We start from the raw sequence: 23175 nt of genomic DNA on the forward strand, positions 1-23175 counted from the left end.
CCTTCATCGTTTATTTTAATCACTGATTATTAGTTATTTAGAGTTATACTAAACTATGTATCAACCAAAAAATAACGTATGAAAACTATTAAAATTTTTACGGTCATTATTGCAGCAATCTTTAGCATGAGTATTTTAAATGCTCAGGAAAATGAAGGAGAAATTTTAACCACCACTGAAATTACGGTAAAACAAGGACATAACGCCCAGTTTATAGAAGGGGTAAAAGCCTGGAAAGCTTGTTACCTGGAAAATAATGGTAAAGAAGATTGGAACATGTGGCACCGGCAACAGGGAGAAGGTAATTTCTACATCATGTCTGGTAATTTGTCTAATTGGGCAGAAATGGATAAAGAAGATCCGTCTAGTGAAGCATGTTATATTACGCTGATCAATTTGATAATGCCGCATATTGAAAAAGTAAGTTCAAGAATTGCCAGACATATGCCAAATGTGAGCAGTAAATCGTCGGCTACTCCAAAATATATTAATGTCACCTATTACCAGGTCCATAAGGAATATCTTTTTGAAGAGGTCGTTTCCACAGTAACCGAAGCTATAAAAAGTAAAGAAGAAGCTCCCCGGGGAGAATGGTATCATATTAAATTCGGAGGTCCGGAAGCTGCAGATTTTATCTTTGCATATCCATTTAATAAATATGCCGAAATGGATGTTAAAAGAGATAGCCCGGCAAAAATCTATACAGATCTGGTAGGAGAAGAAAAAGCTGCCGCACTTTGGGAAAAGTGGTTCGAAACTTTAGAAAATAGCTGGTCTTATACCTACAAACTAAATTCTGATATGAGTAATTAATATCTCAAAAATCTAATTAAGTCATGAACCGTTTCATCAACTCTAGAAAGTCTATTCTCATCAAACAGGCTTAACAATATTCCTGAAATAGCAACTATTTTCTGCTATCATGGGAAATAAGAAGGGGGGTCATAAAATCAATCAAAAAAAGTTGAATATCTAGAGTTAGATTCAAAAAGCCCCCCACTCCTCAATTCACACCCTATTAATTATTCATAAATGAAGAAAGATAGCCATAAGGATAATAAGCAACATTTTAGTATGCCCCACCTCCCGATATAATATATTAAGGTTATTTCATTATTAGCCTTAATTCCGTTTAAATCAATCAGGATCGAATTAATGTTAGTATGAGGTTTAGGCAATTCTTATATACTGGAGTAATTATCATTCTTCTTTCAGGATGCGGAAAAAATACGCGTGATTCAGGAATTGTTATTCCTAAGATTCCGAGAATTGTTGAATTTCAAGGAAATAATGACAGAGAAAAAGTATCTATCGACGGTCAATATATTTCTGAAGCTTCCCAGGATAAAGAATTTTACAGGAAAGTGATCAACGTAAAATCTATCTCTACGGAAAGAATTTTAATAAAAGCTCACTTCTACAAGAACAAAAAATCCGCAGTCTATGGATTTCAGAAAATATTCTTCAAAAAGAGTGCTCAGCTGCACTCAGGTAAATTAAAAGGTAAAACAATCTTTATCAATTTTAGGAAAGATGAACTTTCTATTGAATTAAAAAATTCGGAAATCCCCACTTCTAAATGTTCCCGCAAGAATTCCCTGGAAGGAGTTTATAAAAAGATGGATGGCTCATTGCGTGGCGGTTAAAATATCAGAAAGACCTGGGTGATAAATCTTAGTCGACACTATCTTCAGTAGCTATATAAACTTAAAATATTCCATTCATTTAACTAAAAATTAATGAGAAAACGAACTCAAATTTCTTTCTGAAATAATCTTATTCAATTATATTCCCGTCGATCTAAAATTAGAGATTATGAAAGAGAAAAAAGTGACCGCATATATAGAAAATGTACTGGGAAATATGCCGGAAGACTGGTTGAAACTTACTACGCATCGTTTGGATATTTATAATGAAAAACTTGCCAAAACAGAGTTTCTTGAGCAGTTCGAAAATTTATATAAAACCAATAATGCTGAAAAGTCAGCGCTAAGCGAATTACCCACTGCCTTTGATTATATTCGATTGGGGCATCCTCTATCTTCAGTGTTGGAATGGGGAATCGCTAAAATAAATAATTTAAAACCAGATAATATCATCAGTTTTTCTTCCCGTACAGCGCCTGTTCTGGCTGTACTTAGAAAAAATTTATTTGATGCTCGGAAAACCCGAATCGCATATATAGATGAACTTCCTGAATTTTTCGATTTTGAAGCATTAAAGCATGTTTACGGTTATGATTTTGAACTTTTAAAAGTAGAGAAACTAGAGGATATCAAAGAGTTTGAAGGCAGTACTATTTTCATTACTAAGGCTGATAAAACTTCAGATCTGCAACTAAATTCTAATGTTGATTTTTTAATTAGCCTTCAGGGCGAACTGGGAAGTATTATTATAATTAACGGAGAAAAGAATGAATCTTATATTTCCGAAATTCAGCATGTAAGAAGAAGGGAAACCATTGCCATGACCCCGGCCGACTCTTTTACGGCTTTGCAGACTTTAGTTGGGAAGAAACCTTCTACTTCTCAAAATACGAACTACAAGAATAATAAAGAAAGTGTCACGAATTCTGTTCAGGAAATTACTGCTACCTCTTCTAAAGTTTTACTTGGCTTCTGCGGACTGTCAGTTCAATATGCTATAATGATGGGCTTAATTGATGAAGCTCTGGAAAAACATAAGGGAAAGCAAATAAAAATCATTGTACCTCCAAACTGTTATGGAGGCACAAATGATCAGGCGAGACGGGTGGCGGCCTGTATTGATAATGTTGAGATTCTGGACTTACCTGTTGATGGTGATAACGATATGGTGCAAAGCACCGATAAAGTTCTCCAACAAGTAGCAGAAGAAGGAGCCGTTCCATTTATAATTGCTGAAATCCCTACTAATCCAAGAGTTGAAGTTCCCGACCTGGAAAAATTAAGGGAAGTCTTAAGTAAAGAGCGTAAAACTTCCTCTGGTGAAGTAGCTAATGATCCGGTATTTATTTTAGATCAAACCTTTTGCCCGAATATTCAATTTTGCGGGGAAGATGGAATTCTAGCTTCAATTAGAACTATTTCCTACGTTAGCGGGTCCAAATTTCCAAGTGGTGGAAAATGTACCGCCGGCTATTGTGTGGCCAATAAAAAAGCAGATTCATTAATGCATAATATAGACAAGCACTTACAGCTTTGTGATAATGAAGCTACAGCCCTTCAGGTTGAAATTTTAGCTGAACAGCTGCCTTCTATGAATCAAAGAATTAAAGATGCTTATAAAAATACTCGCGAATTTGTAAGTTTTATTGAGGCAACATTACCCGAAGCTAAAATTAACTTCGTTTCAGAAGAACTGGCGAATGAAGGATTTACACCTTCGGTATTCTCTTTAGATCTACCTACCAAAGGAAATACCGCGGAAGAAAGAGAATCATATAAAAGGGCTTTAAATCTAAAGCTTATTGATATGATGATAAGTAGAATTCCCAATGAAAGCAAGTACTGCGTGAGTTACGGACAACTAAAAGGCTGTTACTGGACGATTCCCGCCACTTCCACACAGGGAACTACGAAGGAAGATGATAAGGATTATATTGCCCGAGTTTCGGTTTCACCCGATCTGGATCTGGAACTTCATAAAAAAGTGTTTTCAGATTTTGTGAAACAGATATCGAATTAAGAAATTATCGGTCTCGGTTATCGCCAGTTGCGGATTTAGAGATACTGATTTGCAGCCATAGTATTGATTCGTTGATCATGCTAATTATTTTCTTTCTAACGCTGCCGCAATTGGCGATGAATCGTTGGTTAGACCAGTTTTAAGTATATAAACCTATTTTAAAATCTAATTATCTTATTTAAATTTTCGGTTACCTAAATCTATGTAACCAAAGTTACATCCTAGTCTAATTCAACATTCTATTTTCGCCTTTGTGAGTTTAAAGAAACTTATATTATTATTATTACTTCCCGTCTTTCTTGGGAAGCTATTCATGGTGGATGCAAGCGCCATTAACCTTTTATCACAAGGAAATATAACTTTCGTAAAACCATTTTGCAAGAAGAAAAAATCAAATTCAGATAGTACGAAAACTTATGAATTTGAAAAAAAGGTGGAAACGAATAATAGCTGGGTTGAAATTAGCAGTTTTTGCACTCCGCAATTCAATTTCAATGCCTACTCGTGGAATTTCAGTAATTCTGAAGTCATCAGCGCAGAAGACGTACTCTTCACTTCAAGATTAAGCTATCTATACCTGGATAGCCATTCACCGCCTCCCAAGTTTGTGTAATTAAAATTTAGTGCATCCTGGAGCTAAGTAATAACTGGCTTCAGGACAGATTATTAATTACAATAGCATCTTAAATGACGAACAAAATTCAGATTAGTCGTCGTTCCATACAGTTATTGCGCATCCTGGTTAGCGGTATTTTCCTTGTCGCAGGCAGCAATCATTTGCTGAATACCTCGAAAACAGTCCGAAGGCTTGAACAGGCCAGTTTTAAAGGAATCGCCTATTTTTTTGGTGACCCTGAGTGGCTGGTCATACTTTCCGGAGTCGTAATGCTTGCAGCAGGTTTTTTATTCCTTATAGGATTTAAAACCCGATGGGCGGCAATGGTATTACTACTTGTATTAATACCTATTACTCTATCTGTACAGGTAGGACAGATAAACACGCTTGGACCACTTTTTAAAAACATAGCAATTCTAGGTGGCCTGCTGTTTTTTATAATAAATGACACAGACAAACTCTTTAAAATCAAATAAAATGAAAACTATTCTTTATAGCATTATCTTACTGACACTTACACTTTTTACAGGAACTAAAGTGAATGCACAGCAGGTGCAGGATTCCAAACATAATTACGTGGTACTCACAAAAAAAGTTCCCCAACTTCAGCCAATATTAATAACAGCGGAAAAACTCAAGGAAGAAGATGGTTCCAATTTTGGAAAATTCGAGATCATTATCTGCGGTAAGAATATTGGTGATATTACCGATCCTGCCAAAATGGAAAAATTCATCACCAAAGCTGAAAATTTAGGTGTTAAGCTCGTAGCCTGTGGATTTTCGATGAACAAATTCAAAGTAGACAAAAAGGATGTGCCCGGGAAGATGGAAATAGTTGAGAATGGGATTCTTTATAATTTCCAACTTCAGAAAAAGGGATATATAAGTTTAAGCCTGTAAGTATGAAAGGATCTAGAACCCAAATTATTAGCTCAATAAGTTTGTTTGGACTACTTCTTCTAACGATGAGTTGCAAAACAGATGGAGAAAGTAAGAACAAAGCTTCAGAATCGCAGGATACATTAAGTATCAATATTTTGCAAACTGCCGATATACATGGACAGCTGGATACGCATCCGGAACTTTTCTGGGAAGATGGCGAGATCATCTTTAAGGATAGAGGTGGCCTGGCCAACATAAAAACGCTATTTGAGAAGGAACGTCAACAAAACCCAAATACAATAATCGTTGATGGCGGTGACCTAATCCAGGGAAGTGGTTACGCTGCTCTTTCTAAAGGCAGGGTTATTCCAGAAATCATTAAAAATATGGGATACGATGTCATAATCCCTGGTAACTGGGAAGTTGTTTATGGAAAAGAGATCATGCTGGAGGTGATGAATTCTTATGAGACTCAGGTGGTTGCCCATAATATGTTCCACGAAGAAAGCGAGGAGCCGCTTTTCCCTCCTTATTGGATCAGGGAAATCGAAGGTATTAAGATCGGTTTCGTTGGACTCAATGACCCAGATGTACAGGTACGGCAAAACCCTATTTTTAGCAAGGGTATCGGGTTTACTGGATTAAATAAAGAATTTGAAAATACACTGAATAAGCTCAAAAAAGAGAAAGGAGTAGATGTTCTATTCCTTGTAACCCATATTGGTGTATTCAAACAGGTAGAACTGGCTAATAATCCTATTGCCAAGGATGTGGATTATATCCTGGGAAATGACACCCATGAAAGAATAAGGCAGCCTGTACAGGGGAAATATGCGAAGGTGACCGAACCCGGAGCTTTTGGGTCATTTGTAGGAAAACTAAAGCTTGATTTTGTAAATGGAAAATTGGTTCAGGATTCCTATGAGCTCATAGAAGTAGATCCAAATAAATACCCAGCTAATAAAGAATTACAAGCGATGGTAGACAATGCCAAGACTCCATATAAAGAGAACCTGGAAACAGTAATTGGCTATACCAAAACTCCACTTTACAGGTATCTTACGGTAGAAAACCCCATGGATAATATGATCACCGATGCGGCGAGATGGAAGACGGGAGTGGATATCTCAATTTCGAACGGATTTAGATTTGGAAATCCTATTGTACCAGAAAACGGCAAGCCTGCTCCTATCACCAGGGCGAACTTGTGGAACTTGTTACCCGTAAATGAAAAACTTAAAACCGGGAAAGCATCTGGAAAACAGATAAAGGACTGGCTGGAACAGGAAATGCACAATACTTTTTCTAAGCAACCTCTGGACCGTTTTGGTGGCTGGTTAGTCCGGTTTTCAGGAATGAAAGTGGAATTTGATAGCCAAAAGCCAAAAGGTGAACGTATAGATAAGATTACCGTTAATGGAGAACCTATACAGGATGATAAGCTTTACAGTATTTCTGCCTGTGTGCGTCCCGGCGATCCATTAGACAATCTCTGCCGGATGCCTAACGTGAAGGATGTAGAAGTAATGGATTATACTATTCATGATGTTGTTGAAGAGTATTTAAAGAAGCATTCACCGGTATCTCCAGGGTTAGAAGGTCGTGCCTACTGTGAATCCCTTGGAGAATACTCTTTCTCTACAGTTCCCGGTACCGAATATAATTTCCAATAATCTCAATTTTTAAGACATGAATAAAACCAAAAAAACTATACAATTTGCCGTAATTGCTATTATAGTCCCGAATTATAGGCGACCGCACTACATTCCAAATGTGATAGGCTTTGTCCAGCGAGATTCCTGATTTAAGGAAAAAAGAATGATTGTCCGGACATCGGTTTCCCCCGATCTGGATCTGGAACTTCATAAAAAAGTGTTTTCAGATTTTGTAACGCAAATTTAAATCTCTTAAGCTTAAAGCTCTTCCTTTTGCAGGTTCGGAATTTTTATAAATCACTCCTATTCGAAGTGAAAAATACCTTTTTTGAGGTATAGTACTAAACCTGGTTGATTGATATATTTGTTCATAGGAATTAAATCAATGAAAAAACTAATTAAACAGGACAAAGAATTCAAAGAAGAATATTTAGCAACAAAAGAAAGTATACTCGTTCTTAGTTTGACGATTATTGCTATTTCTTCACTTTTGATTACAGTTATAATTAAATACCTATAAAACAAATTCTTTCAAGCCAATTTACCGCTTCTAATTTAGTATATAAGAGGTCTTTTAGATTCGAGTAACAATTACTTCAATACTACCCCTACTCCAATTTTATCCAGCAAATAAGGATTATGATCAATGATTAGTATGTCATTGGCTTTACTTAGTTTCTTCAGAATAGTATACAAAAGATCAATATCGGCATAATGCAATCCTGTGCTGGGCTCATCTAAAATATAAAGTACATTTTTAGCCTGATCCTGCAGCCAGTTTAAAAGCAATAATCGTTGCCGCTCTCCAGATGAGAGGGATTGTACAGGCTGATCTAACCTGAGATGTGCCAGGCCTATTCCCTCTAATTGATCTAAAAACTCAAGATTTTTAGCTGATATTTTATTCTGTAACAACCAACTTCTTAACTCGAGTATATTTAAAGCAAGTACCTGAGCTATATTTTTTGATTGAACTGTCTGAGCTAAGATGTGATCCTGATAGCGTTGCCCCTTACATATTTCACATTTTTCAATTGCATTTGCCGCTACATCTAAACTTGTTTCTATATAGCCTTTCCCCTTACAATTTGGACATTGACTGGTTTTTGTCTTATAAGAAAAGTCACGAGGCTTCAAACTGGATTCCGCAGCAAAAATTTTACTGATGTCTGCTAGCAAATTCAAATAAGAAACTAACAAAGTATTCTTATGTGATCTCAATTTTTTAGATTCAAAATAGTGCGCTTCCTTATACTCCTTCGGAAAACTGATGCTTTCGCAATTCACCGGTTTTTTAGTCTCTATACTGGGAATTAGTATATCTTTGACCAAAGTAGTTTTCCCAATTCCCGATTTACCGCTAATAGCAGTAATTCCTCCAACATAGACATCCAGTTTATTTTTCACTAACGTATGCCTGGACAGTTTATTAATACCAATAGTTTCTTTAGCAGTCTTCAAACTAACAGCTCTGGAGGGAGCTTTTAGGTAAGGGTGACTTTCACTTTGTTTCAGAAAATCCTGGGGTGTTCCCTGAAAAGTAATATTGCCTCCAAGTTTACCGGCTTGCGGTCCCAGCTCAATTAACCTATCTGCAGCCAGAATGATCTCCTTGTTATGTTCTATTACCAGAACCGTGTTCCCTTTTTCAATAAGTTCTTTCAGAATGTTAATCAGGTCCGGGATATTGTTGTTGGATAATCCTGCGGAAGGTTCATCCAGAAGATAAGTGATGCCTTTTAAGGGGCTGTTCAATTGTTTGATCAAAGCAACGCGTTGATTTTCTCCCCCAGAAAGCGTGGTAGATTTTCGATTTAATTGCAAATGATCTATATGCAACTGCTTTGCTCGTTTTATAGTATTAATTAGATAGGATTCAATTTTAGAAATCAATTTTTGATCTATTTCTTCATAATTTTCAATTACAGATATCCATTCTTTAACTGCTTTAAAATCAAGGGATTTTATATCATGAATCGATTTTTTACCAATCTGAAATTCTAAACGCTCAGGTTTTAGTCCACTTCCATCACAATGACTACATTTTGCAGAAGTAAATAATGATGTAAGCCTTTCAATATGTTTGTTTTTTCGGGTCTTATAATATTCTTCTTTTAAGTACTGGAAAAGTCCCTGCCATTTCATGCTCACCGCTTGAGTACCTTCTCTGGTTTTAGTTTTAAATGTCCATTCGGTTTTCCAAACTTTATCTCCTGTACCCTTAAATAATATTTCTTTTTGCTCATCTGTTAGTTCTTTAAAAGGAGTTTCCAGTGTAAACCCTTGTACTTTTCCCAACTCTTTCACGACTGCCATGTACTGACTGCTGGCCTGCCCGTAATAAGCTAAAGATTTATTGTGCTCAAAAAGTCCGTCATTAATACTTCTATTTGGATCAAGGACGATTTTATCAAGATCTGGTAGCAGCTCTTCGCCCAATCCATCGCAAATAGCACATTTTCCTAATTCATGATTATTGGAAAAATGACTGGCAGATAATTCTTCTCCTTTATACTGGGCTTTCCTGGAAAAGGCAAATCGCAACAACTTATCTATTCCGGTCTGTTTGGAAATATCTGAACGTTCGGTAAAACTTTTTTGTTTTCGAGTGACACAAATTGTGGGGCTTAAACCTTCAATATGATCCACTTCAAACTGAAAATTCACCCCAACCCTGGATTGCTGATAAGAGGAGAATTGCTTGGTCATCTCCTGTAATCCAAAGCCATGTAGTGTATCAATAACCAAAGAAGATTTTCCTGAGCCTGAAATTCCCGTGATTACCGATAATTGATTCTTCGGAAAATCTATATCCAGATCTTTTAAATAATGGGTTCGAGCACCCTTTATAGAAATTCTATCTCGTAATTGATCATTTACTTCTTTAAACTCTTGTTTATCGGCTTTCAAGGCATTCTTTACCTGCGTATCACAGGAAGCATTGAAAAGAGGATGATTTTCAAAACATATAATACCGGCAGTTTGTTTTTTAAGTTCATGCATCGCCTTTATTAACTGACGTACATTTTGCTGGTGTAAACCTATACTGGGTTCTTCAAGCAACAATAATGTCTTTTTAGATTGTTTGGCGAAATGCTTGGTAAGTTTAATTCGTTGTGCTTCTCCACCAGATAAAGTATTAGACGGTTGTCCCAGTTTTACATATCCCAAACCTAACTGTAACATCAGGGATAATATTTTTGTGATCTGCTTTTCCTCGTTAAAAAAGTCGAAAGCCTCCTCTATACTTAGATCATAGATCTCTGCGATAGTTTTATTATTCCAATGCACTTGCAGTACTTCAGGCTTAAAACGTTTCCCATTACAGCTCGGACAGATCTGATTGATCGTACCCATAACGTTCATTGAAAGTGTGATAACCCCGGCTCCTTCACATGTTTCACATCTTCCGGTCTTGTTATTAAATGAGAAAGCTCCTTTTGCTAATTTCAACTTTTTAGCCTCGGCAGATTTAGCCAGAAGATCCCGTATCTTATCGGCTAATCCTGTATAAGTTGCAGGATTACTACGTGGGGTTTTACCAATAGGTTGATCTGAAACTGTTAGCAGATTCAAATCTTTCTTTTCGGCGAACTCAGAAAGCAACTCCATTATTTCAGGTGTTTTTCTGCTAATTACGGTCAATTCTCCATTTTGAGGTTGAAAAGAACCTGCTGAAGTTTGCTTTGGTCTTTTATCAGTTTCTGAAATGGATTTCTTTAATTCAGAAAGTGTTGGACTAAAAAGATCTTCCGCATTTAAAAATTCCTGAATAGGACCATTGAAGATTACTTCTCCTCCATTTACCCCGGCTTCAGGACCTAATTCAACGATCCATTCAGCAGATCTTATAAAGTCCAGATCATGCTCCACTACCATCACCGTATTCCCACGACTAATCAATCTTTTCAGAATATGTCTCAAATAATACTGATAATCTTCAGATAAGCCGATAGAGGGTTCATCAAATACATATAGAATGCCCTGCAGACTGCTGTTTACCTGCTTGATCAATTTAATTCGCTGGCCATCACCCGAAGAGATATCCAGGCTTGGAGTGCTTAGCTTATATTCACTCATTCCCAAACGTATCAGATCGTACAATTGAACACAGATCTTATCGGCTAATACCTGCTCCCCTGCAGTATATTTCTGCTTCGTAAGTAAATCGTACAATTCACTTAAAGAAAGTTCCATCCAATCATTAAAATTCAATCCTTTCCATTTGAATTTTAAATGTTCAGCTTTAATTCGTGCTCCCTTACAACTGGGACAAACACTGGAACTGGCAAATTTTAGGATATTTGGGTTACGATCCCTCTTCAGAATATCGCTCATAATTGGAAGAATTCCTTTATAAAACCCTTCTTCCCGGGGCTTTGCTTTAAAACCTTCCCATCTTAAACGCGACTCCAAAGTATGTTTCCCATAAAAAACTTTAATGCGTTCACTCCCATTGAGCACCACATTCTTTTGATCTTCAGATAATTCTTTCCAGGGCATATCCACATTAAATCCGTGGGCTTCACATACCTTATTCAATTCATCTACTGTGATCTGAGAATAGACAATATACCCGCCAGGCAAGGTAGTTGTAATGGCGCCCTCCCTAAGCGTTTTGTTTTCATCCCCAACCAGTTTATTAAGGTCGATATATTCTGCTTCCCCAATTCCGCGACAGGTTCCGCAAGCTCCTTTTGGATGGTTAAAAGAAAACAATGATTTACTCATCGTTTCAGCCGCGGAATACCGGGCAAATATGATCCTGAAAACTGAAGCCAGCTCAGACAATGTCCCAAAAGTGGTATTAATAGATTGAAACCTTTTTGACTGCTCCACTTTTATCACCGGGGGCAAAGCTTCAATATCATCTACTTCGGCAGTTGGGATTAATTGCGCATTTTGTTGATTATATGCAGGAAGGCTTTCTAAAAAATAGCGATAGCCTTCATTAGCAATGACGTCCATGGCCAGCGATGATTTCCCGGAACCTGATAAACCGGTCACTACAATGAGTTGATTTTCAGGAATGCTTAAATGAATGTTCTTGAGGTTGTTCTGGTGGGCATTAAGGACGCGCATAAAGGCTTATTAGTTTTCTTTTGAAAAAAAATAAATATAGAAAGATTTTAAAGTCTTCCTATGTCTTTTGGCAATTGAAAAAAGATCTTTTAAACCTGATCGAGAAAGTGAAAAAATCAGCCTTCACTTAACACTACTAAAACTATAAAGCTTAAGCTAAAGATCACGTGAGCCACAATTAACTGAGCATAGAATTTATTTAAATCGATGTCTGGTGGTTGGGGATTAAGATAAAACATCACCTGCCAGCCAAGTATTCCTAAAACTCCCGCGATAATTCCAGAGATTAAACCGAATATCAAATAGGAAGATAACTCAAAGAAATCCCAGACCAGGGACATAATTACACCAAATACAAAGCCTATAAGCAGATGCAGTAACCAGCCCAGGACACTTTTTTTCCCGGCTTTTAGGGGAATCCTACTTGTATTTATTAATTGGTTAAGTAATTCTGGTTCTCTGAAATTATTCCCCGTGAGCATGGTACATACATAACTAAATGCCGTCATTAATAAAGTCGCCAGAATAGAGAATATCAAAAGCATTTGTATCAATTAATATCAGGTTTGTAAAACCAGGTAAAATATTTTTTTTTCAGACTTTTCTAATCTTTTCCTGAAGTTAATAAAACGAATTAAATCTTAAGATTATCAAGACTTAATTCATATGCATGATCGCTAAAAAAATAAAAGTCTTTTCAATTTAAAATTATAAAAACCCTAAACTTTACGATACGGCATTATCATTCACATAGATTGGCTTAAGACAAATAAAACTGACCTTTTTTGAAAGTTCATCTTCATATATTATTCTGATCTTATAATTTTCTTTTCTTTCTTCCGGATAAAACTCACCTGTCTTAACATCAAAACCGCCATCAGTAGTAAAAGCTATACTATTGATGCTATACTTTTTAATATTTTCTAATATTTCTTGCTCCTTCAAAGTAAAATCATACTTTGTTTTAAGATGTTCTATAACCTGAAGGTGCTTATCCTGGCAGTGCATCGTTTAAATTTTATATAAATACTTAGAGTTTCTAAAAGTTCATATAACCGGCATAAATTTTCAGCCAGACATTTCAGGACTTTTTTCTCTTTCTCTTTCCTTTTCGTTTGAAACCATGCGGTGATCACTCTTAAGTCCAACAATATGAATCATATTGGTAATTGTGGTATAAAGCATTAGCACCACCGTAATCATAGTCCCGTTAAGAATTGATGACAAAATCAGGCTGATCCAATATATGGCAGAGTACCATTTTACAGAAACCTTATCTGCCTCAATAATGGGAATATTAAATAACTGGAACATAACCAAAGCTCCTACTAATAGAACCGTATCTATTTTGGCAATATCGAGTACCTGATAATAATGCTCACTTTTAAGTTTTGATTCTGTTCCGGTGCTTATTCCCAATAGTGTCAATAAAAGGGTTAGGATGGTTGCTGAAGCCAGTATGATGGTATTACAGAGCATATTAATACCTTCATGAGATGAGATGATCAATTGCTTTGCCTCATAGCCGGAAACCTGACCAATTAAGAAAACTCCCAGGCCAGTAAACATAGTAGCCACCATTCCTCCATAAAGTGCTTTCTTATTTTCCTGAAAAAAATTTTTCATTTGTATTTAATCAGTTTTAGAATTTATTTAGCAAAGATTTATTAAGAAAAGGACATACCCATTCCTCACCGGTAGCTTTACCGCTATATTGTTTTGCTTCACTACTCTCGCCAAAATCCTCTAACATAGGATTTATAGAACCCTGCAGGTGGATATCCCTTTCCCTGATCTTATCCCGCACTTTATGATAAGCTCCCATCTCTCTTAATTTCTCGAACTGAATATGTAGATTAAATGCGATAGACGGGTAAGGACTCCTTCTGGCTTTTCTGGAACTTTTTGGATGCATTCCCACCACGTAAAAAGCGTGTCCCGCAAGACTGAAACTAAAATTTTCATCTTCTGGGTCATTACTAACGCTAGGATCCCAGGCATGATTATCGGTCTTATTAAGGTCTGAAAGTTGTTTCCACAGAACTAATTCAAACTCATCTTCATCAACTATTTTAGAATCAGAGAAAACGGCTATGAATGATTGAAAATCATTAGATTCAAAATCGTAATTTTTAATATAATACTTAAGATCTTTCAAAAGCCTTTGAGTAGTCGTGGGAAAACCTATTTTGCTATAATCCCGAACAATTACATTTTCCTGACTAAACACGGTTTGAGACATGATACAGGGATGATCCTCTTCCAGGATCCACTGACTGTATTTTTTTTCCAGATTAGTCTTCATAATTTCAACTTTTATTTAATTTTTAAAGTTGCCATTTTGAATAAAATATCCTGTGCGTTTTTACGAAGAGGCTTGACGATATTCTTCTTGTTATGAAAGGTTTAACTCAAATCAATAAAAAACTATCCTGTTGTGTTAATAAATTAGCATAACAAACTTAAACTAACCAGTAATGAAGACGATCTCAATAAGAGAAACCACTGCTAGCGGAATTTTACCAAGGTTAGCAGAAGAATTTAATGCAAGCTCGAAGGAACAATATGGAGAGTATTCTTTGAAAATACCATCTAAACATGGCCAGGGAACTATCTCAGGAATTAATTTCCCAAATGGAGTAGGACTTTTCAAATTTGACCTCCAGTTTAAAAATGACTTGTGTCTGGATTTTTGTTCCACCCTGGTACACCCCTTTAAATTTATATATGTTATTAATGGTAATCTAACGCATCAATTCACCAATGAAGAAGTTACCCATGAAATAGATGAAGGCCAATCTGTAATTTTAGGTGCCAGTTATAACAGTGGAAATAAAATTATTTTCCCTGCGAATAAAAAAATCCAGGTCATTTTTCTGGATGTGGACCGAAAGAAATTTGTTGACCAACTTACCTTTCCGCTGGAAGAAATGGATGAAATCTATCACCGAATATTTGCAGATACAAATGCCATACGCAGCCTCTATCATCACACACAATATAGCCTGAAAATGGCGCATCTGGTTAATGAACTAAACAATTTTAAATCCACTGGTTTAGAAAGAACAAGCTTTAATGGGGCTAAAGCTTTAGAATTATTAACCTACATGCTTATGTTATATAAGGATGATTCCCAGAATGAAGAGCAACAGACAATTTTGAGAAAAAGAGATCTTGTTAGAATAAAAAATGTGGTGCGGGCGATAGATCAGAATATTGCAGAATTAGACAATATAAGTTTGCTTGCTGAAAAAGAACAGATTAGTGAAGTAAAACTTCAGGAAGGTTTCCAGATATTATTCAACAGTACCGTGCATGAGTACATACAATCAAGACGTTTAGAAACGGCAATGCAGTTATTACTTAAAACCGATAAAACAATAAGCGAGATTGTATATGCCATCGGTTTGAATAGTCGCAGTCATTTTTCCAAAATTTTTAAGGAAAGATACGGTGTGTCTCCCCGTAACATTAGACAAAATAACAAGGTATGATTGTCAATGCAAAAAATGAAGGTTGGGAAATATTCTCACATTCTGGTCATGGGTTATTAGCCGGTAAAATTGCGAATGAAATCCAGGACAGGTATAAAAATGACAATTGGGTAGCTACACTTGTCGCAATAATAGAACATGACGACAGACAGTTGAATTTTGGAGAAAAAAATTATTTGACCAAAACTGGGGCTCCCAGGGATTTTTTACTCGACACTAGAAGCGTAAATGAAATAGTTAAACGGTCCAAAAGATTACTAAATCAGGCTGAAGAAAAATCTACCTGGATAGCGATGCTGATTATTCAGCACCTTAAATTTATTTACGAAGAAGATGCGAAGGATAAAAAAACCATTTTCAATTTTCTGAAAGAATTAGAAAAGACCCAGCATCAATTTATTAAAGAACATGGTCTTACAAAAGCAGAAGTAGATGCCATATATCAGGTGATGGTATTTGCCGACAGATGTTCGTTGATTTTATGTCAGGATGAAATACCAACTAAAAATCGTACCCTCGAAATAAATTCAAGTATTGATGGAAAAAAATTCTGGATAAAAGAAAAAGAGTCATCAGACATACAAATAGAACCATGGATTTTTGAAAAGGATAGTTTTACGCTAAGTGCTGAATATAAACTATTGAAGAAAAATTCCTTTTCCAGTAATAATGAATTTAAAACCCTGTTGAAGGAAAGTCCTGTACAAATAAAAAAATGGAAATTTAGCAAGTAATTCACCCCAAGTCCACTTTTACATTGTCAATATTCAAAATTAAAAAAATGATGGAATTAGATATCTGGGAGTTTATAATAAAAATTGGTGCTGCCGCCTTTAGTGGAGCCTTGATGGGATTGGAACGAGAATATAAAGGAAAACCTGCAGGTTTAAAAACTTATTCGCTGGTGGCACTGGGTGCGGCTACTTATATCACTATTTCATTATTGTTTGAAACTTCAGAAAGCACAGATATGACCAGGATCGTGGGCCAGGTGGTGGTTGGAGTTGGTTTTTTGGGAGCCGGGGTAATTTTACACAATAAGAATAATACCATGGTAAGAGGGCTTGCCACCTCGGCAACCATCTGGTGTAGTGCTGCCGCCGGATGCCTGGCGGGGTTCGGTCTCTACCTGCCCTTGCTGGCTTTTACTATTTTTGTTATCCTGATAAATCTGATCTTTGGATATTTTAATGGCAAATTCAAAGATGAGTCAAATAATAATGAATAATAAAAACTAAGAATGTTTATCTAATATAGATACTACATTTTTAAAGTTTTTTCTGATTTTTGCAGCCATTAGATTCACATAACTCGATATTCCTTAGAGTGCAAAAATTATATAAAAAATTACCTGTTTTCATCTTTCTAGTATTGCATTTTTTATTTCTCATAATTGCGATATTTGAAAATCAGGGAAAATCTTATCCAGCCATAGTTTTATCTATAATAGCTATTTTCCTTGTTTTTTTCTATTCCAGGAAGTTAGAAATAGATAATTCCCAACTGAAGAAAATTGATATTCTCCTGGTTCTCTTTTGCGTTCTGGGGGCACTTTTAACTTACTGGTTAAACACTGAATTTAAGGTGGGAGCCGTTCTTGCCTCAGGCATTGTAGGTTTATTAGGTTCATTCATACCATTTATCAACAGAAGATCTGATCTTCTACGTGAATTTCCTGTGCCCTTATATTGTGGTTCTTTTGCAGGGATGACCGCCCCGTTTATTGCAAATGGATATTCTTTTATATTTTTTTCAGGCCTTTTCTGTGGAGTTATTTTAGTTATTTCTAAGAATACTTTGCACGGCTATGGCGGGAAACTGGGTAGCGTAGCCTTTGGAGGTGTTACTCTAATGTCGTTAATCCTCTTCCTGTTTTTTTAATATGGATATATCACTCATTCTTATTGCGGGAATACTAAGTGCGATAGTCACTTTTTACCTGAACAATCAAATGCAACTCGGCGGGGTAATGGCTTCAGCAGGAGTTTCTGTTGTTGCAGGAGGCTTTTTCTATTTGTTCCCTGAACTTCTCAATTCTTATTTAACTACGAATTTACCGCTGATTATTATGGGAGCTTCCTTTGTTGGAATGGCTACTTCCAGAATAATTAAACAAACCTGGATCATTGGAGTTTCAGGATTATTCTTTTCTATAATTTTTCTTTTTACCGGTTCATTTTTTGAAGGTTATGGAGGTAATCTTGGCACTACCGCTGCTATTTCACTATGCTCTGCCTTCGGACTGAATCTTTTAATAAGAAAGGCTAACTTCTTTAAAATTTGAATCCTTAGTTCATATTTCCCTCATTATCTCTAAAATATACCCACATCAGGGTATTTTCTTGAGTTATCCTATCATTTAAGTTTGAATTCTAATCAATTCAAAACGAGATGAAAAAGATCAATTTAGCCTTTGCCTTTATGTTTATGGGGTATTTTGCGTTAAATGCCCAGTCTTATATTGGACATAGCGTAGACAACTATAGCGGTATTCATGGGATTATTCTTAATCCGTCATCAGTTGTAGATTCCCGAATGCGTACAGATATAAACATATTTTCACTAAGTGTTTTTGCGGGCAGTGATTATTACGCTATAGACTTAGGTAATCTTGCAGACAGCGATGACGGATTCGAAATAAGTGAGAATACTGAGAAATTCCCAAAACAGAATAATCAGTTCTTCTTAAATATCGATGCTTTAGGACCTTCTTTTATGTTCAACTTATCTCCAAAACATAGCCTGGGATTTACTACCAGAGTACGGGCATTCTTCAATCTTAACAATATCAACGGGGAATTATATGAAAACTTCAGTAATGATTTTGACCTGGCTGAAGATTTTAATTTTAATGTGGAAGATTTTTCCGGAACTATTCATTTATGGGGAGAAGTTGGGGCTACCTATGGAAGAGTTCTTCTTGAAGAAAATAAGCATTTTCTCAAAGGAGGAATTACTTTAAAATATCTGAAGGGCGGTGGAAGTGCCTTTAGCAGTAGCCCTTCGTTTTCGGGTGATTATAGCGGAATGAACGAGGTTCTTTCTACCATGGGATCGCTAAACTATGGGGCTACGATGGATTTTAATAGCGAAGATGTGGGATTTGACAGCAGTGCCTCAGGTTTTGGAGGGGATATTGGGGTAACCTATGAGTATCGAAATCCTCAGGGTCTTGATTCACTTGGCAAAAAGGACAATAAATATAAATTTAAGATTGCACTCTCTTTAACCGATATTGGAAGCATCACCTATAACGAAACCTCTAATACCAATTACAATTTAAATGGACAAATTCAAAAAACTGAGCTTTCAGAGAAAAGTCTTTCTGAAATATTAGAAGATAATTATACTGGTTCTGAAGAGCTGCTGGATAGTAAAATAAATCTGCCAACGGCTCTACACCTGGTTGCCGATTATAACATTCGGAAACGCTTATTTGTTAGTCTCAACGGTTCTTTTTCCCTGATTGGCCATGACAAAGAACAGGCAAACCGAATTATTAACACAGTTACAGCCACTCCCCGACTGGAAACCAGATTCTTTAGTTTCTATTTACCACTCAGCAAACGGCAGTATGATGGATTTGCAGCAGGAGCGGGATTGAGATTAGGCCCGCTAACCGTGGGGTCAGCATCAGCAATAACCAGCCTGTTATCTGATTCCAGTAAAACTGCAGATGTGTATGTTGGGTTGAAAGTTCCTATTTATCAATAGAAGGTCAGGTTTGAATTAGCTATATACTTGCTTTAAAAGACATCTACATTTGGGTGTCTTTTTTATTTTGAAGCACATCTTTCAGAACTTCCCATACATTATCGGCCACGATCTCCTGTCCTTCCACAGTTGGATGAATCCCGTCCTGTTGATTCAGATCAGGATTTCCGGCCACATCTTCAAGTAAAAATTTAATAAGATGAACCTCATTCTTTTTTGCAAGTTCCGGGAATATGGCTTTAAATTCAGAAGTATAATCCTGTCCCATATTTGGAGGAATTTGCATTCCTGCAAGAATAATTTCAATATCAGGATTCTGTTCTCTAACAAAATCTATTATTTGCTGAAGGTTATTTCTTGTTTCCTCTAAGGGAATTCCCCGTAAACCATCATTAGCTCCCAGTTCAAGAACAAATACATCCACATTTTGTTTAAGCACCCAGTCTATTCTATTCTTACCTCCGGCAGAAGTTTCACCGCTTAATCCAGCATTTACTACCTGGTAGGAAAGTCCTAAAGAATCTATTTTTTCCTGCAGAATTTCTGGAAATCCCTCGCCCTGTTCCAATCCGTAACCCGCGGTAAGACTATCTCCAAAGAAAAGGATCACCTTTTTCTTTTGTTGAGCGCTGTTTTCATTTTCTACTGATTCTTCTGAAGTCTCTTTTTCTTCCTTTTTTGTAGCCTCGCCACATGAGGAAATACTGATAAGTATAAACAATGATAAAAACAATGTGAAGCTTCTCATGTTCGGGTAGATTTTATTGAAATCATTTCTTTATTTTGTTCGTGCTGATAAAGAAACCTAAAACTTATAAGATGGCAAAAATTTTAAACGTTCAAAATCTGAAGAAAAGCTACAATAGTGGTTCCAAAGAGCTAACTGTACTTGAAAACATCAGTTTTGATATTGAAGAAAAGGAAACTTTCGCCATTGTTGGACCCTCAGGAAGCGGTAAGACAACTCTTTTAGGACTTTGCGCAGGCCTGGATCAACCAGATTCCGGAAAAATTGAACTTTGCGGAACTTTTATAAATGAATTAAGTGAAGACCAGAGAGCTCTATTAAGAAATAAAAAGGTAGGTTTTGTTTTTCAGGATTTTCAATTGATCCCCACACTTACCGCCTTAGAGAATGTAGCAGTTCCCCTGGAACTAAGAGGCGATAAAAAGGCTACCCAGGTTAGTAAAGAGCTTTTAGAAAAAGTTGGTTTAGGGGACAGGTTTGATCATTATCCTTCTCAATTATCAGGTGGAGAACAACAACGGGTAGCTTTGGCAAGAGCTTTCAGTAATAAACCAGATATACTTTTTGCTGATGAACCTACCGGTAATCTTGATGAAGAAACGGGAAAAAAGGTGGTAGAACTTCTTATTGAATTAAATCGGGAATCTGGCACCACGCTGGTGATCGTAACGCATGATATGGAACTTGCTAAAAAGACCCAGCGCATCTTAAGATTAAAAGGCGGAAAAGTATTGGAAACTATAAACGTCTAAATATGCCAGATTCAAAATTCAGTAAAACGAAAAAAGCTGACTTCGGCTGGCTATTAAAAATGGCTATAAGAGATGGAAAGGCCAGTAAAAGAAAACTGGTACTTTTCATGGCCTCTATTGTTCTGGGGATTGCTGCCGTGGTTTCCATTCAATCTTTCAGTAATAATTTAAAAGATAATATTGCGCTCCAGTCCAAATCCCTAATGGGAGCCGATTATACTATAGACAGTGACAAGCTACCCAATGAAAGAGTTTCCTTTATAATGGATTCCCTCGGCGGGCCCGAGGCTGAAGAAATAAGCTTTGCATCTATGGCAGCTTTTCCTGGAAAAGAAGGCACTAAACTGGTACGGGTACGTGGTATAGATGGGGATTTTCCATTTTACGGTGAACTGGAAACAGAACCTGTTTCAGCGGCAACAGCATATCAAACGGAGGGTTCAGCGCTGGTAGATGCCACACTCATGCTACAACTTGGCATTAAACCCGGCGATAAAATCAAGATTGGAAGTGTAGAATTGCCTGTGGCAGGCGCCCTGAAATCGGTGCCGGGAAGTGCAGCTATATTTAGCTCTATTGCACCTCCGGTTATAATTCCGCAGCGGTTTATTGAAGAAACCGGGCTGGTTCAGGTAGGTAGTAGAATTGGATATAAATATTACTTTCTGGCAGATCCTAAATTAGATCTCGAAAAGTTCGATGAAAAAATAGATCCAATACTTGATGCCAATGATGCCGATCTGGATACCCATACCTCAACCAGCGAAAGACTGGGTCGACGCTATGAAAATTTTGGTAAGTTCCTTAATCTTGTGGCCTTTATTGCCCTGTTATTGGGATGTGTGGGAATTGCCAGTGCTATTCATATCTACATTAAAGAAAAGCTGAGATCTGTTGCTGTTCTAAAATGCCTGGGAGCTTCCAAAAAACAAACCTTCTTTATTTACCTGATTCAAATTGCCATAATTGGTCTAATTGGTGGAATTGTAGGGACTGCTTTGGGATTAATATTACAACAATTATTCCCACTAATTTTACAGGATATTATTCCCGTTAACGTTGAAATTTCCTTTGACCCCCGTACCATTTTTATGGGTATATTACTGGGTGTTTTAATGTCTATTTTGTTTGCACTATATCCCCTGATGGGAACTTTATATGTTTCTCCTCTCCAGGCTCTTCGTGTAATTAATACTGAGGAATCAAAATCCCGGAAAGCAGGATTCTTTGTTCTTTGCGGAATCTTTCTTTTCATTTTCTTATTTGCCTTCTGGTTACTCGAAGACTGGAAGTATTCCATATTTTTTGTTCTCGGTATTATTATTACTTTTTCTTTACTGGCTGGGGTTGCTAATTTGTTTATGAAAGCAATAAAGAAGTATTTCCCTTCAGGCTGGGGATTTATTGCAAGACAAAGCCTGCTAAATTTATTCCGCCCACAGAATCAAACCCTCATCCTTGTGCTGGCGATAGGGATTGGAACCTTCCTGATTAGTACACTGTATTTTACCAAAGATCTTTTATTAGCGCAGGCTTCCCTTGAAGAACAGGCAAAAAGTCCCAATATGATCTTATTAGATGTTCAGTCAGGACAACAGGAAGCGGTTACCCAAACAATCAATTCAAAAGACCTGAAAGTCATTGAAAATATTCCTATTGTTACGATGAGGGTTGAGAACCTGAAAGGAAGATCGGTGAATGAAATACGGGAGGATACAACTTCAAAAATAAATGGCTGGATCCTGCAACATGAATTTAGAACCACCTATAGAGATTCTTTAATTTCATCCGAAGTATTAGAACAGGGCAAGTGGATTGGGGAAGATCCTCAAAATGAAACGATCCCCGTTTCTGTAAGTAACAATTTTGCCGAAGATGCAAAAGTAGAAATAGGTGATAAAATAGATTTCAATGTACAGGGCGTGTTATTGAATACGGTGGTTGAAAGTATCAGGACGGTTGACTGGAGCAGAATGCAACTCAATTTCTCCATTGTTTTTCCTTCCGGTGTGCTTGAAGATGCTCCGCAATTTCGGGTACTTACCACTAAAGTTCCCGATGAAAATAGTTCGGCCGATCTACAGCAAAGCCTGGTAGAGAAATTTCCCAATGTCACCATCATAGATTTAAGACAGGTCCTTACTCTGATAGAAAAGATATTGAATAAGATCTCCTGGCTTATCAATTTTATGGCCTTTTTTAGCATACTAACCGGCATCATTGTTCTAATTGGTGCAGTGAGAACCAGTAAATACCAGCGAATAAAAGAAAGTGTTTTACTCAGAACGCTGGGGGCAAAAAGCGATCAGATCTTAAAGATTCTCGCTTTGGAATATTTTTACCTGGGTTTGTTAGGAGCTCTTTCAGGAATATTATTATCTCTTGTGAGTAGTCTCTTATTGGGGTATTTCGTTTTTGAAACTACATTCATCCCATCCTGGATTCCATTCTTAGTACTTCTTCCAGGAATTATATTATTGGTGATGGCTATTGGGCTTGGAAATAGTCTTAGCGTAATTAAAAGTCCGCCCCTGGTGGTGCTCCGAAAAGAATTAAGATAGCAGTA

General features: G+C 36.7%; 21 protein-coding genes. 15 read left to right on the plus strand and 6 right to left on the minus strand.

All coding sequences use genetic code 11. The features are described 5' to 3' along the window. Positions 1 to 78 precede the first annotated feature (78 nt). The 7 genes from LGQ90_RS04670 (at position 79) to LGQ90_RS04700 (ending at position 6837) form a co-directional block, all read left to right on the plus strand. Positions 79 to 813, plus strand: coding sequence for a hypothetical protein (locus LGQ90_RS04670; protein WP_229338665.1), 735 nt, complete (start codon positions 79 to 81; stop codon positions 811 to 813). Between the two features lie 350 nt (positions 814 to 1163). Then, positions 1164 to 1646 carry a hypothetical protein gene (locus LGQ90_RS04675; RefSeq protein WP_229338667.1) on the plus strand — a complete coding sequence of 161 codons (483 nt, stop codon included), beginning with the start codon at positions 1164 to 1166 and terminating at the stop codon, positions 1644 to 1646. Positions 1647 to 1815: 169 nt separating this feature from the next. Beyond that, on the plus strand, positions 1816 to 3666 hold the full coding sequence (locus tag LGQ90_RS04680; RefSeq protein WP_229338669.1) for a PLP-dependent aminotransferase family protein: 1851 nt from the start codon (positions 1816 to 1818) through the stop codon (positions 3664 to 3666). Positions 3667 to 3919: 253 nt separating this feature from the next. After that, positions 3920 to 4279, plus strand: a complete 360-nt coding sequence (locus LGQ90_RS04685; RefSeq protein WP_229338671.1) for a hypothetical protein — start codon at positions 3920 to 3922, stop codon at positions 4277 to 4279. 74 nt (positions 4280 to 4353) lie between these two features. Beyond that, positions 4354 to 4758: a DoxX family protein gene (locus LGQ90_RS04690; RefSeq protein WP_229338673.1), complete on the plus strand. Its 405-nt coding sequence runs from the start codon at positions 4354 to 4356 to the stop codon at positions 4756 to 4758. 1 nt (position 4759) lies between these two features. Next, positions 4760 to 5182, plus strand: coding sequence for a sulfur reduction protein DsrE (locus LGQ90_RS04695; RefSeq protein ID WP_229338675.1), 423 nt, complete (start codon positions 4760 to 4762; stop codon positions 5180 to 5182). Positions 5183 to 5247: 65 nt separating this feature from the next. Beyond that, entirely contained in the window at positions 5248 to 6837 is a 1590-nt protein-coding gene (locus tag LGQ90_RS04700; protein ID WP_423738443.1) for a bifunctional metallophosphatase/5'-nucleotidase, read from the plus strand. Between the two features lie 573 nt (positions 6838 to 7410). Here the strand turns inward: LGQ90_RS04700 and LGQ90_RS04705 are convergent. The 5 genes from LGQ90_RS04705 to gntA all read right to left on the minus strand — a co-directional run bounded on the left by LGQ90_RS04705 (position 7411) and on the right by gntA (position 14206). Continuing rightward, positions 7411 to 11901 carry an AAA family ATPase gene (locus LGQ90_RS04705; protein WP_229338679.1) on the minus strand — a complete coding sequence of 1497 codons (4491 nt, stop codon included), beginning with the start codon at positions 11899 to 11901 and terminating at the stop codon, positions 7411 to 7413. Positions 11902 to 12017: 116 nt separating this feature from the next. Then, positions 12018 to 12446 (minus strand): hypothetical protein, encoded by a 429-nt coding sequence (locus LGQ90_RS04710; protein WP_229338681.1) that lies wholly within the window; start codon positions 12444 to 12446, stop codon positions 12018 to 12020. 181 nt (positions 12447 to 12627) lie between these two features. Beyond that, entirely contained in the window at positions 12628 to 12909 is a 282-nt protein-coding gene (locus LGQ90_RS04715; RefSeq protein ID WP_229338683.1) for a hypothetical protein, read from the minus strand. 60 nt (positions 12910 to 12969) lie between these two features. Beyond that, a complete protein-coding gene (locus tag LGQ90_RS04720) occupies positions 12970 to 13527 on the minus strand; it encodes a hypothetical protein (protein WP_229338685.1) in 558 nt (185 codons plus the stop codon). 16 nt (positions 13528 to 13543) lie between these two features. Continuing rightward, the gene (gntA, locus tag LGQ90_RS04725) at positions 13544 to 14206 is read right to left on the minus strand and encodes a guanitoxin biosynthesis heme-dependent pre-guanitoxin N-hydroxylase GntA (RefSeq protein WP_229338688.1); all 663 of its coding nucleotides are present in this window, start codon (positions 14204 to 14206) and stop codon (positions 13544 to 13546) included. A 172-nt stretch (positions 14207 to 14378) separates the two neighbouring features. On the opposite strand from gntA, the gene LGQ90_RS04730 reads away from it, so the two are divergent. The 6 genes from LGQ90_RS04730 to LGQ90_RS04755 all read left to right on the plus strand — a co-directional run bounded on the left by LGQ90_RS04730 (position 14379) and on the right by LGQ90_RS04755 (position 19109). Continuing rightward, positions 14379 to 15395, plus strand: a complete 1017-nt coding sequence (locus tag LGQ90_RS04730; RefSeq protein ID WP_229338690.1) for a helix-turn-helix domain-containing protein — start codon at positions 14379 to 14381, stop codon at positions 15393 to 15395. Beyond that, the gene (locus tag LGQ90_RS04735; RefSeq protein ID WP_229338692.1) at positions 15392 to 16129 is read left to right on the plus strand and encodes a DUF3891 family protein; all 738 of its coding nucleotides are present in this window, start codon (positions 15392 to 15394) and stop codon (positions 16127 to 16129) included. Before LGQ90_RS04730 ends, LGQ90_RS04735 begins: the two co-directional genes overlap by 4 nt. 47 nt (positions 16130 to 16176) lie before the next feature. Then, a complete protein-coding gene (locus LGQ90_RS04740; RefSeq protein WP_341481954.1) occupies positions 16177 to 16623 on the plus strand; it encodes an MgtC/SapB family protein in 447 nt (148 codons plus the stop codon). Between the two features lie 143 nt (positions 16624 to 16766). Further along, positions 16767 to 17276 carry a hypothetical protein gene (locus LGQ90_RS04745; RefSeq protein WP_229338694.1) on the plus strand — a complete coding sequence of 170 codons (510 nt, stop codon included), beginning with the start codon at positions 16767 to 16769 and terminating at the stop codon, positions 17274 to 17276. A gap of 1 nt (position 17277) precedes the next feature. Further along, a complete protein-coding gene (locus LGQ90_RS04750) occupies positions 17278 to 17679 on the plus strand; it encodes a hypothetical protein (protein ID WP_229338696.1) in 402 nt (133 codons plus the stop codon). 107 nt (positions 17680 to 17786) lie between these two features. Beyond that, positions 17787 to 19109 carry a DUF5723 family protein gene (locus tag LGQ90_RS04755; RefSeq protein WP_229338698.1) on the plus strand — a complete coding sequence of 441 codons (1323 nt, stop codon included), beginning with the start codon at positions 17787 to 17789 and terminating at the stop codon, positions 19107 to 19109. 43 nt (positions 19110 to 19152) lie between these two features. On the opposite strand, the gene LGQ90_RS04760 is transcribed toward LGQ90_RS04755, so the two are convergent. Next, a complete protein-coding gene (locus LGQ90_RS04760) occupies positions 19153 to 19857 on the minus strand; it encodes an arylesterase (protein WP_229338700.1) in 705 nt (234 codons plus the stop codon). Between the two features lie 71 nt (positions 19858 to 19928). Between LGQ90_RS04760 and LGQ90_RS04765 the strand changes: the two genes are divergently transcribed. After that, the gene (locus LGQ90_RS04765; protein WP_229338702.1) at positions 19929 to 20609 is read left to right on the plus strand and encodes an ABC transporter ATP-binding protein; all 681 of its coding nucleotides are present in this window, start codon (positions 19929 to 19931) and stop codon (positions 20607 to 20609) included. A gap of 2 nt (positions 20610 to 20611) precedes the next feature. Then, positions 20612 to 23170 (plus strand): ABC transporter permease, encoded by a 2559-nt coding sequence (locus LGQ90_RS04770; RefSeq protein ID WP_229338704.1) that lies wholly within the window; start codon positions 20612 to 20614, stop codon positions 23168 to 23170. Positions 23171 to 23175 lie beyond the last annotated feature (5 nt).

Source organism: Christiangramia sediminis (assembly GCF_020552705.1).
GTDB classification, from domain to species: Bacteria; Bacteroidota; Bacteroidia; order Flavobacteriales; family Flavobacteriaceae; genus Christiangramia; species Christiangramia sediminis.